General features: G+C 75.9%; 15 protein-coding genes and 1 pseudogene. 5 read left to right on the forward strand and 11 right to left on the reverse strand.

Translation table 11 applies throughout. The annotated features are described in order from the left end of the window. Window positions 1-100: 100 nt before the first annotated feature. The 3 genes from ACFRMQ_RS27515 to ACFRMQ_RS27525 all read right to left on the reverse strand — a co-directional run bounded on the left by ACFRMQ_RS27515 (window position 101) and on the right by ACFRMQ_RS27525 (window position 2,805). A complete protein-coding gene (locus tag ACFRMQ_RS27515) occupies window positions 101-619 on the reverse strand; it encodes a hypothetical protein (protein ID WP_380733344.1) in 519 nt (172 codons plus the stop codon). Window positions 620-790: 171 nt separating this feature from the next. After that, window positions 791-2,245 (reverse strand): PLP-dependent aminotransferase family protein, encoded by a 1,455-nt coding sequence (locus ACFRMQ_RS27520; RefSeq protein WP_380733345.1) that lies wholly within the window; start codon window positions 2,243-2,245, stop codon window positions 791-793. A gap of 125 nt (window positions 2,246-2,370) precedes the next feature. Continuing rightward, on the reverse strand, window positions 2,371-2,805 hold the full coding sequence (locus tag ACFRMQ_RS27525) for a universal stress protein (RefSeq protein ID WP_380733358.1): 435 nt from the start codon (window positions 2,803-2,805) through the stop codon (window positions 2,371-2,373). Window positions 2,806-3,454: 649 nt separating this feature from the next. On the opposite strand from ACFRMQ_RS27525, the gene ACFRMQ_RS27530 reads away from it, so the two are divergent. Beyond that, window positions 3,455-3,850 carry a transglycosylase family protein gene (locus ACFRMQ_RS27530; RefSeq protein WP_380733346.1) on the forward strand — a complete coding sequence of 132 codons (396 nt, stop codon included), beginning with the start codon at window positions 3,455-3,457 and terminating at the stop codon, window positions 3,848-3,850. An 89-nt stretch (window positions 3,851-3,939) separates the two neighbouring features. Here the strand turns inward: ACFRMQ_RS27530 and ACFRMQ_RS27535 are convergent, their stop codons facing one another. Both ACFRMQ_RS27535 and ACFRMQ_RS27540 read right to left on the reverse strand, forming a co-directional pair. Further along, window positions 3,940-4,524, reverse strand: coding sequence for a pyridoxamine 5'-phosphate oxidase family protein (locus ACFRMQ_RS27535; RefSeq protein ID WP_380733348.1), 585 nt, complete (start codon window positions 4,522-4,524; stop codon window positions 3,940-3,942). A 158-nt stretch (window positions 4,525-4,682) separates the two neighbouring features. After that, complete coding sequence (locus tag ACFRMQ_RS27540) at window positions 4,683-5,117, reverse strand: CBS domain-containing protein (protein ID WP_380733349.1); 435 nt, start codon at window positions 5,115-5,117, stop codon at window positions 4,683-4,685. A gap of 256 nt (window positions 5,118-5,373) precedes the next feature. Between ACFRMQ_RS27540 and ligD the strand changes: the two are divergent. The 3 genes and pseudogenes from ligD to ACFRMQ_RS27555 form a co-directional block, all read left to right on the forward strand. Next, window positions 5,374-6,243 (forward strand): annotated as a pseudogene (gene ligD / locus ACFRMQ_RS27545) (non-homologous end-joining DNA ligase); the annotation flags it as partial. 159 nt (window positions 6,244-6,402) lie between these two features. After that, on the forward strand, window positions 6,403-7,200 hold the full coding sequence (locus ACFRMQ_RS27550; protein WP_380733359.1) for a DNA ligase: 798 nt from the start codon (window positions 6,403-6,405) through the stop codon (window positions 7,198-7,200). A gap of 81 nt (window positions 7,201-7,281) precedes the next feature. Continuing rightward, complete coding sequence (locus ACFRMQ_RS27555) at window positions 7,282-7,605, forward strand: hypothetical protein (protein ID WP_380733350.1); 324 nt, start codon at window positions 7,282-7,284, stop codon at window positions 7,603-7,605. Between the two features lie 27 nt (window positions 7,606-7,632). On the opposite strand, the gene ACFRMQ_RS27560 is transcribed toward ACFRMQ_RS27555, so the two are convergent. The 4 genes from ACFRMQ_RS27560 to ACFRMQ_RS27575 form a co-directional block, all read right to left on the reverse strand. Beyond that, window positions 7,633-8,214, reverse strand: coding sequence for a type 1 glutamine amidotransferase domain-containing protein (locus tag ACFRMQ_RS27560; RefSeq protein ID WP_380733351.1), 582 nt, complete (start codon window positions 8,212-8,214; stop codon window positions 7,633-7,635). 11 nt (window positions 8,215-8,225) lie between these two features. Beyond that, entirely contained in the window at window positions 8,226-8,522 is a 297-nt protein-coding gene (locus ACFRMQ_RS27565; protein ID WP_380733352.1) for a PRC-barrel domain containing protein, read from the reverse strand. A 4-nt stretch (window positions 8,523-8,526) separates the two neighbouring features. Beyond that, window positions 8,527-8,949 carry a DUF3040 domain-containing protein gene (locus ACFRMQ_RS27570; RefSeq protein ID WP_380733353.1) on the reverse strand — a complete coding sequence of 141 codons (423 nt, stop codon included), beginning with the start codon at window positions 8,947-8,949 and terminating at the stop codon, window positions 8,527-8,529. 66 nt (window positions 8,950-9,015) lie between these two features. Further along, a complete protein-coding gene (locus ACFRMQ_RS27575) occupies window positions 9,016-9,462 on the reverse strand; it encodes an HAD family hydrolase (RefSeq protein ID WP_380733354.1) in 447 nt (148 codons plus the stop codon). Window positions 9,463-9,739: 277 nt separating this feature from the next. Here ACFRMQ_RS27575 and ACFRMQ_RS27580 point away from each other — a divergent pair, with 277 nt between their 5' ends. After that, window positions 9,740-10,438 carry a DUF4328 domain-containing protein gene (locus ACFRMQ_RS27580; RefSeq protein ID WP_380733355.1) on the forward strand — a complete coding sequence of 233 codons (699 nt, stop codon included), beginning with the start codon at window positions 9,740-9,742 and terminating at the stop codon, window positions 10,436-10,438. Between the two features lie 28 nt (window positions 10,439-10,466). On the opposite strand, the gene ACFRMQ_RS27585 is transcribed toward ACFRMQ_RS27580, so the two are convergent. Continuing rightward, window positions 10,467-11,066 (reverse strand): GNAT family N-acetyltransferase, encoded by a 600-nt coding sequence (locus tag ACFRMQ_RS27585; protein WP_380733356.1) that lies wholly within the window; start codon window positions 11,064-11,066, stop codon window positions 10,467-10,469. Between the two features lie 118 nt (window positions 11,067-11,184). Next, window positions 11,185-12,534: a geranylgeranyl reductase family protein gene (locus ACFRMQ_RS27590; RefSeq protein ID WP_380733357.1), complete on the reverse strand. Its 1,350-nt coding sequence runs from the start codon at window positions 12,532-12,534 to the stop codon at window positions 11,185-11,187. Window positions 12,535-12,966: the final 432 nt, after the last annotated feature.

Here is a 12,966-nt window from a genome sequence, read left to right on the forward strand (position 1 = left end):
GGGGTTGCGCGGCGGGGAGCCGCGCCGGAGAGGCTCGCGCGTCTGCCGCTGCGCGCCGTCGGCACCGGGGACACCGGAGGACGCCGACGGGGCCGACGGGTCAGGCGCAGGCGACCTGGGTGCCGGGGACGCCGACGATGCCCGAGTTGGCGGACTCGCCGCTGTTGTACTCGTAGTACAGGTAGGAGTAGAAGTCGATCCGGGTGGCGGGGCCGCAGGCCGAGTCGGGTGCGACCGCGTACGTCACCGTGAAGGTGCTGCTGGCACCCGGGGCGAGCGGCACGTCGTAGCGGGCGATGCCGCCGTGGACGTTGTCGCTGCACCCGTTGGTCTGGGTGCCGCAGGCGGTCGCGGTGAACTTGAGGCCGTTCTGCAGGCTGGTGCCGTAGGTCTCCTGGACGCTCTGGTAGACGAACTGGATCGGGGTGTCGTACGGGTTGGTGAGCGTCAGCGTGAGCGTGAACTGGCCGCCCCGGACGGTCGTCTGCTTGTCCGAGACGGCCGTGAGGGGCAGCGGGGTGTCCGCGGCCCGGGCGGCGGGTGCGGCGGACAGGAGCAGACCGACGGCGAGGGCCGGACACGCGGCGAGCGCGGCGCGGCTCAAAGGTGTTCTGCGCATGACCAAGGAGCGTAGGGGTCACCACCTCCGGGGTTGCCCTCCTCGGCCCGGGTCCGTACCGACGCAGGAGCGGCGGGCGGACACCCCGTACCGGCCGCTCTCGTTCCGCCCCCGCGGGCGGGCCGGGGGGCCTATCCTTCGCCGCCCCCATGGGCCCGTCGCGGCCCGTCCTCAGACGGACGGCGGCAGGATGTCGCAGAGCGCGCCGAGCGCCGCCGGGTAGGCGTGGTCCGGCGGCGTGGCGTAGCCGACCACCAGGCCGTCGACCGCGGGCATCGCCGCCCCGTCGGCCGCCGGGTGCCGGTAGTCGGCGAGCCCGTCGACGGCCAGGCCGCGGTAGGCGGCGGCCTTGAGCACCGAGCGCTCGGTGCCCGGCTCCAGGCGCAGCACCGCGTGCAGGCCGGCCGCGATGCCGGACACCTCCACGTGCGGGGCGCGGGCGGCGAGCGCGGCCACCAGCTGGTCGCGGCGGTCCCGGTAGCGGCGGCGCATCCGGCGCACGTGCCGGTCGTAGCCGCCGGAGTCGATGAACTCGGCGAGGGTCAGCTGGTCCAGGGCGCTGGCCCAGCCCTCGCGTTCGCCCTTGGCGGCGAGCGCCCGGTCCACCAGGTGGTCGGGCAGCACCATCCAGCCGAGCCGCAGCGCGGGGGTCAGGCTCTTGCTGGTGCTGCCGAGGTAGACCACCCGTTCCGGGTCGAGCCCCTGGAGGGCGCCGACCGGCTGGCGGTCGTAGCGGAACTCGCCGTCGTAGTCGTCCTCCAGCACCAGCCCGCCGCTCCCGCGCGCCCAGTCGACCACGGCGGCCCGCCGGCCCGGGTGCAGCGGGCCACCGGTGGGGAACTGGTGGGCGGGGGTGAGCAGCGCCGTGCGGACGTCCGGACGTTGCGCCAACTCGTCGGCGCGGGCGCCGCGTTCGTCGATCGGCAGCGGGACGGTGGCGACGCCCGCGGCGGCCAGCAGCCCGCGGTGGAAGCCCAGTCCGTAGGCCTCGACGGCCAGCGGCCCGTGCTCGGCGGGCGGCAGGACGGGCGCGGCGCCGTCGAAGAGCAGCCGCAGCGCGTGGGCGAAGCCGGAGCAGACGACGATCCGGTCGGGGTCGGCGCGCACTCCCCGGGCGCGGGCGAGGTAGTCGGCGAGGACGGTGCGCAGTTCGCGCCGGCCGTGCGGATCTCCGGGCCCGAAGGCCTCGTTGGGGGCGGCGGTGAGGGCCCGGCGGGCGGCGGCGAGCCAGGCGGCGCGCGGGAAGGAGGCGGCGTCGGGCCGGCCCTGGCGCAGGTCGTGGACGGGCCCCGGCCGGCGCGAGGGGCGGCGGGCCCCGGCCCGCGGGACGGGTTCGGCCCGGTCGGCGACGGTGGTGCCGGAGCCCTGACGGGCGGTCAGCCAGCCCTCGGCGACGAGTTCGGTGTAGGCCTCGGCGGCGGTGTTGCGGGCCAGGCCGAGGTCGGCGGCGAGGGCCCGGTAGGGCGGCAGCCGGGTGCCGGGGGCCAGTCTGCCGCTGCGGATCGCCTCGCGCAGGGCCGCCATCAGCGCGGCTCGACGGCCGCCGGCGGCGGGGAGGTCGAGGTGCAGATCGTTGCCGGTCGGGTGGGCGGGCTCGGAGGGGTGCGTGCCCCGCGTGTCCGTCATGGTCACGCACCCTACCCGCCGCCCGACCGGCGGCCGTCCGCACCTCCCGGCCAGGGACGGCGGCGGCCCGCCCCGCCGCACGCGGCCCCGAGGAACGAGGACGGCCCGCCCCGCCGCGCGCGCCGCTAAGGAACGACGGTGACCGGCCAGCGGCCCGCCTTCACCAGCCGGACCGCCACCGACCCGATCACCTTGTGCCCGGCCTTCTCGGAGACGCCGACCACCACGGCGTCGGCGCGCAGCTCGTCCGCGAGCTTGGCGAGCCCGGCGTACGGGTCGCCGCGCATGGTCAGGAACTTCCAGTCCACCCGCCACACCTCGCGCACCCGGTGCTCGGCCTCGCGCAGCGCGGCCAGCAGTTCCTCGGCGATCTCCTGGGTGACCTCCTCCACCGCGGCCCCGGCCAGGGCGGTCGCGGCGCCGAGGATCGGCTGGATGTACGCCACCGCGAGGACGGCGCCCTGCCGGCGGGCGAGTCCGGCCGCGTAGGCGGTGGCGCGCCAGGAGGAGTCGGAGCCGTCCAGGCCGGCCAGGACCACCTTGGGGCCGTCGGTGCCCAGCTCGAAGCCGGCGGGCGCGGGCGCGGGCGCGAGCTCGTGCGCCCCGACGCCGAGCGGCGCCGCGGCCTCGGCCGGCCTCCCCCGGCCCGTGTCGGCCGCCCCACCCGTACCGGCGTCGACCTCTCCCGGGTCCGCCGTGTCCGCTGCGTCGCTCTCGTTGCTCATGGCCCGAGGCTATGCCCCGCCACCGGGAGTGAGGGCATCGGGCGCTCGGAGTGAGCGCTGTGGTGCGGGCCACCCCGGCGGGCCGCGGGGGCGGCGGAATCGGCACCGGCGGCCGACGGGCCGTCACGCGCTGTCGACCGTGTGGGCGGCCTCACAGCGGTTCCGGGGCGGGTCCGCAGTGGCGCGGGCCACGTTCAGGGGCTTTTCGATCTTGAAAATAGGTGCAAATCGGGCGAAATCTATACATTTTCTTGATTCTTACCTCCGGTAACGGCCCTCTGACGTGGCTAAACCTTCGAATCCTTGAAACTGCCACGACCACACCCGTACCTTCGAATCCGTTGCACCGAGCGAATCCGCTCCGGCCGGGCCCCGAGCCCCCGAGCGGAACGGTGCCGGACCACGCGAGTCACGTGTCCCCGAAACCGACGGCCTTCCGAAGGCCTGGTTCCGCGCGCTCGCAGACCCCTCCGAAAGGAAATCCATGACCTTCCGTAACGAGACCGCCGCTGCCACCACCACTGCCACCCCGAAGCGCCGCAACCGCGTCCGGATGGCTCTGATGGCCGGGGCGCTCACCGCCCTCCCGGTGGCCGGCCTCGTCACGGCCACCGGCGCGTCCGCCGCGCCGGCTTCGGTCTGGGACAAGGTCGCCTCCTGCGAGGCGACCGGCAACTGGGCCGTGAACTCCGGCAACGGCTTCTACGGCGGCCTGCAGTTCACCTCCAGCACCTGGGCCGCCTTCGGTGGCACCGCCTACGCCCCGCAGGCCCACCAGGCCACCAAGGACCAGCAGATCGCCATCGGCGAGAAGGTCCTCGCCTCCCAGGGCCCCGGCGCCTGGCCGGTCTGCTCCGTCAAGGCCGGTCTGTCCAAGTAAGGCCGCACGCCACGAGGCCGCCGCACCCCCGATAGGGTCGCGGCGGCCTCGCCGCGTTCTCCGGCCGCGCGGTCAGGCCGGCCTCGCGGTCAGGCCGGCCGGGGCGGGAGCGGCAGCGGTACGGCCGGCAGGCCGTCGATGCTGGTGCGGACCAGCGGCTTGCGCTCGCAGTAGGCGCCGAACTCCTCCTCGTCCTTCCGGCCGAAGTACTGGGCGTGCAGGTCGCGGTCGGCGCGGTAGTCCATGAACGGCACCGCGTAGCCGCAGGAGTCGCTGATCCGGTCGGCCCGGACCAGCACGATCGCCCGCAGGCCGGAGCCGTCGGCGTCCGGGGCGAAGTGGCCGAGCAGTTCCGCGAACCGCGGGTCGTCGCGGAAGACCGGCTCGCCGTGCCCGTGCACCCGCACCACGGTCGGCGGGCCCTCGAAGGCGCACCACATCAGGGTGATCCGGCCGTTCTCCCGCAGGTGGGCGACGGTCTCGGCCTGCGAGCCGCCGAAGTCCAGGTAGGCGAGGGTGAGTTCGTCGATCACCGCGAGGGTGCCCGAACGTCCCTTGGGCGAGAGGTTGACGTGCCCGTCGGCGGCCAGCGGGGCAGTGGCCACGAAGTAGACCGGCTGGCGCTCGATGAACTGGCGCAGCCGGCCGTCGATGACTTGGTACTGCTTTCCCATGGACGCCATTCTGCCCCCGTCCCGCCCTGTGGGAAAGGCGGTTCCGGCCCCTGGGACGGGCCCGGCCGACGCCGGCCGCTGACACCGGTGCCCCGCCCTGCGCGCTCGCGACGGCGGCGGGGACGGGGCACGGGGCACGGGGGGGGACGGTCAGCCGGTCACTGCTTCATGTAGACGCTGTCCATGAACGTCATGATCTGCTCGTCGGTCAGCCGGTGGCCCTGGCGGTGGCCCATCGCCAGGTCGGCCTCGCTGATCATGCCGACCAGCCGGTCCCCGTCGATCACCGGGATGCGCCGGATCTGGTGCCGCTCCATCTTGCCCAGCACCGTCTCCATGCTGTCCTCGGCCCGCACGCAGTGGAGGTGGCCGGACAGCTCCATGGCCGTCGTCCTCTCCGGGTCCTTGCCCTCGGCGATACATCGCAGCACGATGTCGCGGTCGGTGATGATGCCCTTGAGCTTCTGGTCGTCACCGCAGATCGGCAGTGAACCCACGTTCATGTCGCGCATCATCCGCGCGGCCTCGGACAGCGTCTGGTGGGCGCCGATGCACTGGGCGCCGGTGTGCATGATGTCTCGGGCGGTGGTCACGGGGACTCCTTCGTCGGTGGTTCCCCCCTGTTGTCCCCCCGCTGTCGTCCCCCCGCGTCCCCCCGGCGGCGCCGCCCGCCTCCCGCCGCCGGGGCGGAAGGGGTGTGACCGCGCCCTCACCATAAGCAGCCCGGCCGCCGCCCGCGACCGCGAGAAGCGCCCGGCGCACCGGGCCGGGCGCGGCCGAGGCCGAGGCGGGGCAGACTGGCCTGCGGGGGCCACCCACCGGAGGCCTCGGAGGCGGACCGTGCCGCAGATGACGGTGGACGGGCGCACCCTCGCCCTCTCCCACCTCGACAAGGTGTACTACCCGCGCACCGGCACCCCCAAGGGCGAAGTGCTGCGCTACTACGCCGCCGTCCACACCGCGTTGCTCCCCCACCTGCGCGACCGCCCGGTCTCCTTCCTGCGCTGCCCGGACGGCGTCGAGGCGGAGGTGTTCGTCGCCAAGAACCCGCCGCCCGGCACCCCGGACTGGGTGCGCGTGGTCGACGTGCCGAGCAGCGCCGGCGAGCTGCGCCAGGTGGTGCTGGAGGACGGCGCGGCGCTGCTGGCGGTCGCCAACCTGGGCTGCCTGGAGCTGCACGTCCCGCAGTGGCACGCCGCCGCGCCCGCCCTCGCCGACCGGCTGGTGCTGGACCTCGACCCCGGCGAGGGCGCGGACGTGCTCACCTGCCGCACGGTCGCGCTGCTGCTGCGCGAGCGCCTCGCGGCAGACGGCCTGACGGCCTGGGTGAAGACCTCCGGCTCCAAGGGCCTGCACCTGCTGGTCCCGATCGAGCCCACACCCTGTGCCCGGGTCTCCGGATACGCGAAGGCGCTGGCCGCCGCCCTGGAGTCCGAACACCCCGAGCTGGTGGTGCACACCATGGCCAAGGCCCGGCGCCGGGGCCGGGTACTGGTCGACTGGTCGCAGAACAACGCCAAGAAGACCACCGCCGCGCCGTACACCCTGCGGGCCCGCCCGCTTCCGACCGTCTCCGCGCCGCTGGCCTGGGCGGAACTGGAGCGCGCCGGCACCGAGGGGGACCTGGTGTTCACGCTCGCCGAGGTCCCCGCCCGGCTGGCCGCGCACGGCGACCTGCTCGCCCCGCTGCTGGACCCGGAGCGGGCCCGGCCGCTGCCCGGCGCGCCGACGACGCCGACGGCCCCCGCCCGGTCGAGACCGTCGTCCCGGCCGGACCGGTCCGGGCAGCCGCGCCAGGTGATCCACCCGCCCGTCGAGGTGATCCGCCCGGCCGCCGTCACCGCCGTCCCGCCCGCCGACGGCCTGGGCGGCGGGGGCGTGCGGTACGAGCTGAAACTCGACGGCTTCCGCTGCGTCGCCTTCGCCCGCGGCGACCGGCCGGCCTACCTCCAGTCCCGCGGCGGCCGCGACCTGGCGCCCGAGTTCCCGCCGATCGCCGCCGCCGTCGCCCGGCTGCCCGAGGGGCTGGTGCTGGACGCCGAGCTGGTCGCCTGGCGGGACGGCCGGTTCGCCTTCGGCGAGCTGCTGCGCACCCGCCGGGCCCGCGCCGCCGCCCCGGAGGTGGCGCTCGGGCTGATCGCCTTCGACCTGCTGGCCCTGCCCGGCCGCGACGTCCGGCGGCTGCCGCTCACCGACCGGCGTCGGCTGCTGCTCGCCGCCCTGGCCGACGTCCCGCCGCCGATCCGGCCGGTCATGGCCACCACGGACCGGGCGGAGGCGCTGGAGTGGATGGAGCGGCTCGCCGACACCGGGGTGGAGGGCCTGGTCTGCAAGGCCGCCGCCTCCCCGTACCGGCCGCGCGGCGGGGGCCGGATCTGGGTCAAGTACCGTCGCGGCGACACCCTCGACGCCACCGTCCGCGCCGTCACCGGCCCGGCCGCCCACCCGCACGCGCTGATCCTCCGGCTCGACGACGGCCGGGTGTTCCTGACCACCCCGCCGCTCACCCCGGTCCAGTCCCGCGAGGTCGCCGAGACCACCCGCCCGCTGCTCGGCCCGCCCACCGCCGACCCCGACCACGGCCAGGTCCACCCGCTGACCGCCCCGCTGCGCGCCGAACTCACCCTCACCGGCCGTCCGCCCGCCGCCACGTTCGTCCGCCTCCGGGGCGACTGAGGTGGCCACGGCCGCGAGCGCCTAAACTCGCCGCGACCTGCCGAACCCTCTCGAGGGGGCTCCGTGAGTGAGGGACCGCCCGTGACCATCCCGCCCGACGACGCGCTGTGCGGCCTGTGCGGCCGCCCGACGGATGCCCGGCAGCACGACCACCACCCGGAACCCGCCGGTGGGCGGGAGGCCGGTGAGCGGGTGGAGTACGTCGTGGTGGAGGTCCGCGGGGCACTGGCCCGGTACCGGAGGGCGGACGACCCGGGGGCGCGCGCCCATCGGACCGTGGCCCCCGATCTGGCGGCCCGGCTGGGCGTCGGTCCGGCGGACCTGGCGGGCCGGCACTTCACCTGCCGGCAGGTCCCCGACCCGGACGGGGTCACCATGAGCGACTTCCGCCTGGTCGCCCGCTGAGGCCGGGGCCGCGATCCCGCCCGCCGGTCACCGCCGCCGCGCCGCCGCGTGGGCGAACTCCGTCACGAAGGCGTCGTCGAACAGCGGCAGGTCGGCCGGCTCGCGGCTGGTGACGAGCGGGCCCGGGCCGTCGTGGCAGACGTGCACCGGCTCGTCCACCCAGTGGGCGCCGGCGTTGACCAGGTCGGTGCGCAGGCTGGGCCAGGAGGTGAGGGTGCGGCCGCGTACGGCGTCGGCGTCGATCAGGGTCCAGGCGGCGTGGCAGATCGCCGCGACCGGTCGGCCCGCCGCGCAGCAGGCGTGCACGAAGGCGACCGCCGGGCGGTCCAGGCGCAGCCGGTCGGGGTTGGCCACGCCGCCCGGGAGGACCAGCCCGTCGTAGTCGGCCGGGTCGGCGCCGGCGACCAGGGCGTCCACGGCGAAGGTGTCGCCCGCGGCGTGGTGCCGAACGGCCTGGACCCGCCCCTCGGCGGTGGACAGCAGCCGAGGGGTGCCGCCGGACTCGGCGACCGCCTGCCAGGGGTCGGTCAGTTCGACCTGCTCGGCCCCGTACGGCGCGACCAGGAAGGCGATCGTCCGGCCGGTGAGCGTGGTGGACGGCCAGCCCATGGCGCGGCCGGTCAGCGCGGGTGCGGGGCGGTCAGGTCGACGGCCGCGGGCGGGGCGGAGCTGAGCCGGGCGCGCGGGCAGTCGAGGTGGACGGCGCGGTCGAGGTGGTCGAGCCGGGCGACCAGGCCGGCCGGAACCAGCACCCGGGTGCCCGGCACCCACGGCTCGGCGTCGACCAGCAGGTGGTCCCCGGCGTCCTGCACGACCCGGCCGACCGGGCCGTCGGTGGCGTGCACCTCGTACCCGGTCAGGGTGATGTCGGCGGCGGGATGGGAGCCCGGTCGGTGCTCCCACAGTTCGGTGGTCATCGCCTCATGCCTCCGGTCGGTCCCAGGGCCGCCGCTCGCGGCGCTCCCGGCGGTCCCGTTCCCGGGGCTCCGCAGGGGCCACGGGTTCGGGGCGACCGCCGCGGGCCGCACCGTGGCGGCGCAGCAGTTCGGAGGTGGCGACCGCGGCCGCCACCGTGGCGGCCCAGACCACGCCGAGCGCGACCAGGACGGAGGTGACCGGGGTCCGTACGCCCACGCCGAGGCAGATCGCCGTCGCCACCAGGGCGGTCACCACCACCCCCGCCGAGAGCCGGCGCCCGACGGCGCGGAGCGCGCGCCGGACCCGGCCGGGCGGCTTGGCACCCATCGTGCTCAGCTTCCGGTCGAGCCGTGCGTCCTGACGCAGACCGGACTCGATCTCCTCCAGGAGCCGCCGCTCCCGTCCGCTCAACGCGGGTCCGTCCATCTCGGTCACCTCCGACACTTCCGGTGACGTGCTCGCACCCGGGCGGTCGCCCGGCGCGGGCAGGCGCTAACCCTTCCCGGTGCCGCCCGACGCGGCGCCGACGGGCCCGAAGGCCCGGGGGCGGGCGAGCAGGCTGTCGTCCAGGACGCTCAGCAGCGCGGCGGCGTCACGGTGGACCTCGGCCGCACCCGCCGCCCGCAGCTCCGGGCCGGTGCCCCCGCCGGCCGCCAGTGCGACACACGGCACCCCGGCCCGCCGCGCCGCCCGTACCTCCCGCACGCTCCCGGCGACGGCCACGGCGTGCCCGGGCCCGCCGTCCACCAGCTCCAGGGCGGCCCGCACCGGGTCGCCTCCGGGATCGGCCACGCTCAGCACCGGCGCCCCGGCGGGACCCGGCCCGGTGAGCACGACCGTCCAGCCCCGGGCGGCGCACTCGCGCAGCAGCTCGGCACCGCCGGGCAGTCCGGGCTGCCACCAGTCGGTACCGAAGAGAGCCGCCGAGATCACCGTCATGACCACCGCTTCCGTTCGCGGGCGACGCACCGAACGCGCCCTTCCAGGTTAGGCCGCTCCCCGCCCCGCGCGCAGCCTGCGGGCGGGGGTGGGCGGCGGCGGTGGGCGGCGGCGCGATCCCCGGTCGACCGTGCCCGCACGACCCGCGCACCGGGCCGTCCGGCCCCTTGGACGGTCGGCACCGTACGGGGCCGCACCAAAAGGGCTGGCCAGGCGCCGCCCGCCGGCCCTAAGGTGTCGCTCCGTCACATTGGTCCAGTCCAGGAGTCCGTGCCCGATGTCTTCCCCCGCTGTCTACCGCTCGCCGAGATCGAGCTCCGTCGCCGCCACCGTCCTGCTCGCCGTGTGCGGCGCGGTGACCGTGGCCTCGCTCGGCGCCGGGTTCCTCGTGTACGGGGAGGCCGGCAAGGTCGCCGGTAGCGACGAACTGGCCGACGACTCCGCGCTGATGGACGCGATCGGCCTCCACGACGCCATCGGTCTCCTCCAGACGGTGGCCATGGTGGCCTCGGCGGTCACCTTCATCGTCTGGTTCCACCGGGCCCGGGTGAACGCCGAGGTCTTCGAGCCGCACGGCCACCGGTTCAAGCGCGGCTGGGCGATCGGCAGCTGGTTCACCCCCGTGGTCCTCCTCTGGTTCCCCTGGCAGATCGCGGTCGACACCTGGCAGGCCAGTGCCCGGCCGGACGAGTCCGGGGTGCGGCTGCCGCACCCGCAGCCGCTGCTTAACCTCTGGTGGGGCACCTTCGTGCTGTCCAACCTGATCGGCCGGTTCGGCGCCCAGTCCGCCAGTTCGGCGAAGTACGCGGACGACTACCAGGACGCCGTGGCCTGGCTGATCGCCTCCGACCTGGTCGAGGTGGCGGCGGCCGTCCTCGCCATCCTGGTGGTCCGCAGGCTGACCGCCCTGCAGGAGAAGCGTTTCATCGAGTCCGCCGCCGCGTACGGGGCCCACGGCGCGACCGTCTGGGGCTGAGACCCCTCCGGCGGCCGTCGGCCGGCGTTCAGTCCGTGAACGGGTCCGAGGCCAGCCGGGCGTGCAGGTGCTCGTCCGTGTAGACGCCCCCGCCGTAGGTGTAGGAGCCGCGCAGGGTGCCCTCGTACGGGAAGCCGGCCCGCTCGGCGACCCGGCAGGAGCCCTCGTTGGCGACGGAGTGGTAGAGCTCGATGCGGCGGACGCCGGCGTGCTCCACCCCCCAGCGGGTGACGGCCGTGGCCGCCCGGGTGGCCAGGCCCCGGCCGCGGGCGGTGGCGAGCAGCCAGTAGCCGACCATCGCCACTCCGTCGTCCCGGTTGGTCCAGCCCAGGTAGGCGTTGCCGCGCAGACCGCCGTCCGCGGCGTCGGTGATGGCGAAGGCGGCCGCGGTGCCGTCGGCCCAGAGGCTGTCGCAGCGGTCGAGGTAGACCTCGGGATCGACCGGGCCGACGGCGGCGAGCGGGCTCCAGCGGGCGATGTCCGGGTCCGCCGCCGCGGCGGCCAGGGCCGGCCCGACGCCGCCGGGCAGTTCGAGGGAACGGCCCCACGGGCGCAGCAGGGCGTCCCCGAGGTCGAGGACGGTGGGCCGGAACAGGCGCCGGTCGGTGTCGGTGTCGCTGATGCTCATCCGCCCTTCCTATCCCCGGTGCCCCCGCACCCGCCAGTGAATTCCGGTGCGGGGGCCGTCCTTCCGGTCCCGGCGGAGCCGGTTCGGTTCCGGCCGGACCCGGGGCACCGCGGCCGGGTCACTTCCCGGGGGCGACCCGTCCGATGAGGTGGGGCAGCCGGTCCAGGGCGTCCTTGGAGTTCGGCTCGGTCAGGTTGAGCATCAGCCGGAACACCGCGTTCAGCAGCGCCGGCCGGCCCAGCCCGGTGGCCCCGGCCGCGCCGAACAGCCCGGGGCGGTCCAGCATGCCGGCGGCGAGGCGGCCGAGCGCGAAGTAGCCCGCGTAGGCGGAGCGCAGCGCCTGCGGATAGGCGCGCAGGGCGAGTTCGCGACCGCTGTCGGTGCGACGGGCGAGGGCCTGGACGATGGTCTCGGCGGCGTAGCGCCCGGACTCCATCGCGTAGGCGATGCCCTCGCCGGTACCCGGGCTGACCGCGCCGACCGCGTCGCCGACCATCAACAGGCCGTCGGCGTACTGGGGTCGGCGGTTGAGGCCCATCGGCAGGGCGGCGCCGCGGATCGGCTCGGTGACCGCGTCGGGGGTGTAGCCGTACTCCGGCGGCAGGCCCTCGCACCACCGGCGCAGCAGTTCCCGCCAGTCCACCTCGGGCTTGGCCGTGTCGAGGACCCCGAGGCCGACGTTGGCGGTGCCGTCGCCCATGCCGAACACCCAGGCGTAGCCAGGCAACGGGCCCCGGGCCGGGTCGTCGGGGTCGCGCAGGTCGAGCCAGGCCTCCAGGTAGCGGTCGTCGTGCCGCGGGGTGGTGAAGTACGTCCGGTAGGCGACGCCCATGGCGCGGTCGGTGCGGCGGTGGCGCCGCATCGCCACCGACAGTCGGGTGGAGTTGCCGTCGGCGGCGACCACGACCGGGGCCCGGTAGGCCACCGGCCTGCGCTCCTCCCCCAGGTCGGCGGTGACGCCGGTGATCCGGCCGGTCCGCTCGTCCACCAACGGGCCCGTCACATTGGCGCGTTCGACCACCCTGGCGCCGGCCGAGGCGGCCTTGCGGGCGAGCAGTTCGTCGAAGTCGGCGCGACGCCGGACCAGCCCGTGCCCGGGGTAGGCGGAGAGCTCGGGCCAGTCGAAGTCGACCGAGCGGTGCCCGGCGATCACCCGCAGGCCCCGGCTGTGCAGCCAGCCGGCCTCCTCGGAGACGTCGATGCCGAGGTCGGTCAACTGTTTGACGACGCGCGGGGTGAGGCCGTCGCCGCAGACCTTCTCTCGGGGGAAGACGGACTTCTCCAGCAGCAGGACGTCCAGTCCGGTGCGGGCGAGGTGGGCGGCGGCGGTGGAGCCGGCCGGACCGGCGCCGACCACGATGACGTCGGCGCTCCTCTCGGTGACGGCGGCCACCGGCCGCTCCGCACCGGTCTGCTGCCCACCGGCCTCGCCGGCCGGCTCCGGGACGGTCTGCTCTGGGCCGGGCATCGCACTCTCCCACGGGTCTGATCGGCTGCGCCGAGGCGGAGTCCACGGACTCGGCGGCTCCGGACGGACGATAGAGAACTCCGGTGCCCGCCCGCCGCCCCGACACGCGGGCCGCCACCGCGGACCGGTGGGGCCGGCCACCCCGGCCACCCCGGCCGCCCCGGCACGGCCGCCGGGGACGGGCCCTTGAGCCGACCGCCCGATCGTCAAGACGGCACACGAAGCACTGACGATCGGGTGATCAGATCGCCAGGACGAACCAGTCGGACCAAGCATCTTCGGCGATGCGTCGCGGTGACGGCGCCCTGCTCCACGCGGGCGCCGGCGCGGTGCCGCTGGGCGTCGGCGCGGGCGCGGTGGCCCACGCCCGCCGTCGCCGCACCTGCTCCTGACGCACCCGCCCCGGCAGGGGTCCGCCCCCACGCGGACACC

It is taken from the genome of Kitasatospora sp. NPDC056783, assembly GCF_042789895.1.
In the GTDB taxonomy this organism is placed as follows: Bacteria; Actinomycetota; Actinomycetes; order Streptomycetales; family Streptomycetaceae; genus Kitasatospora.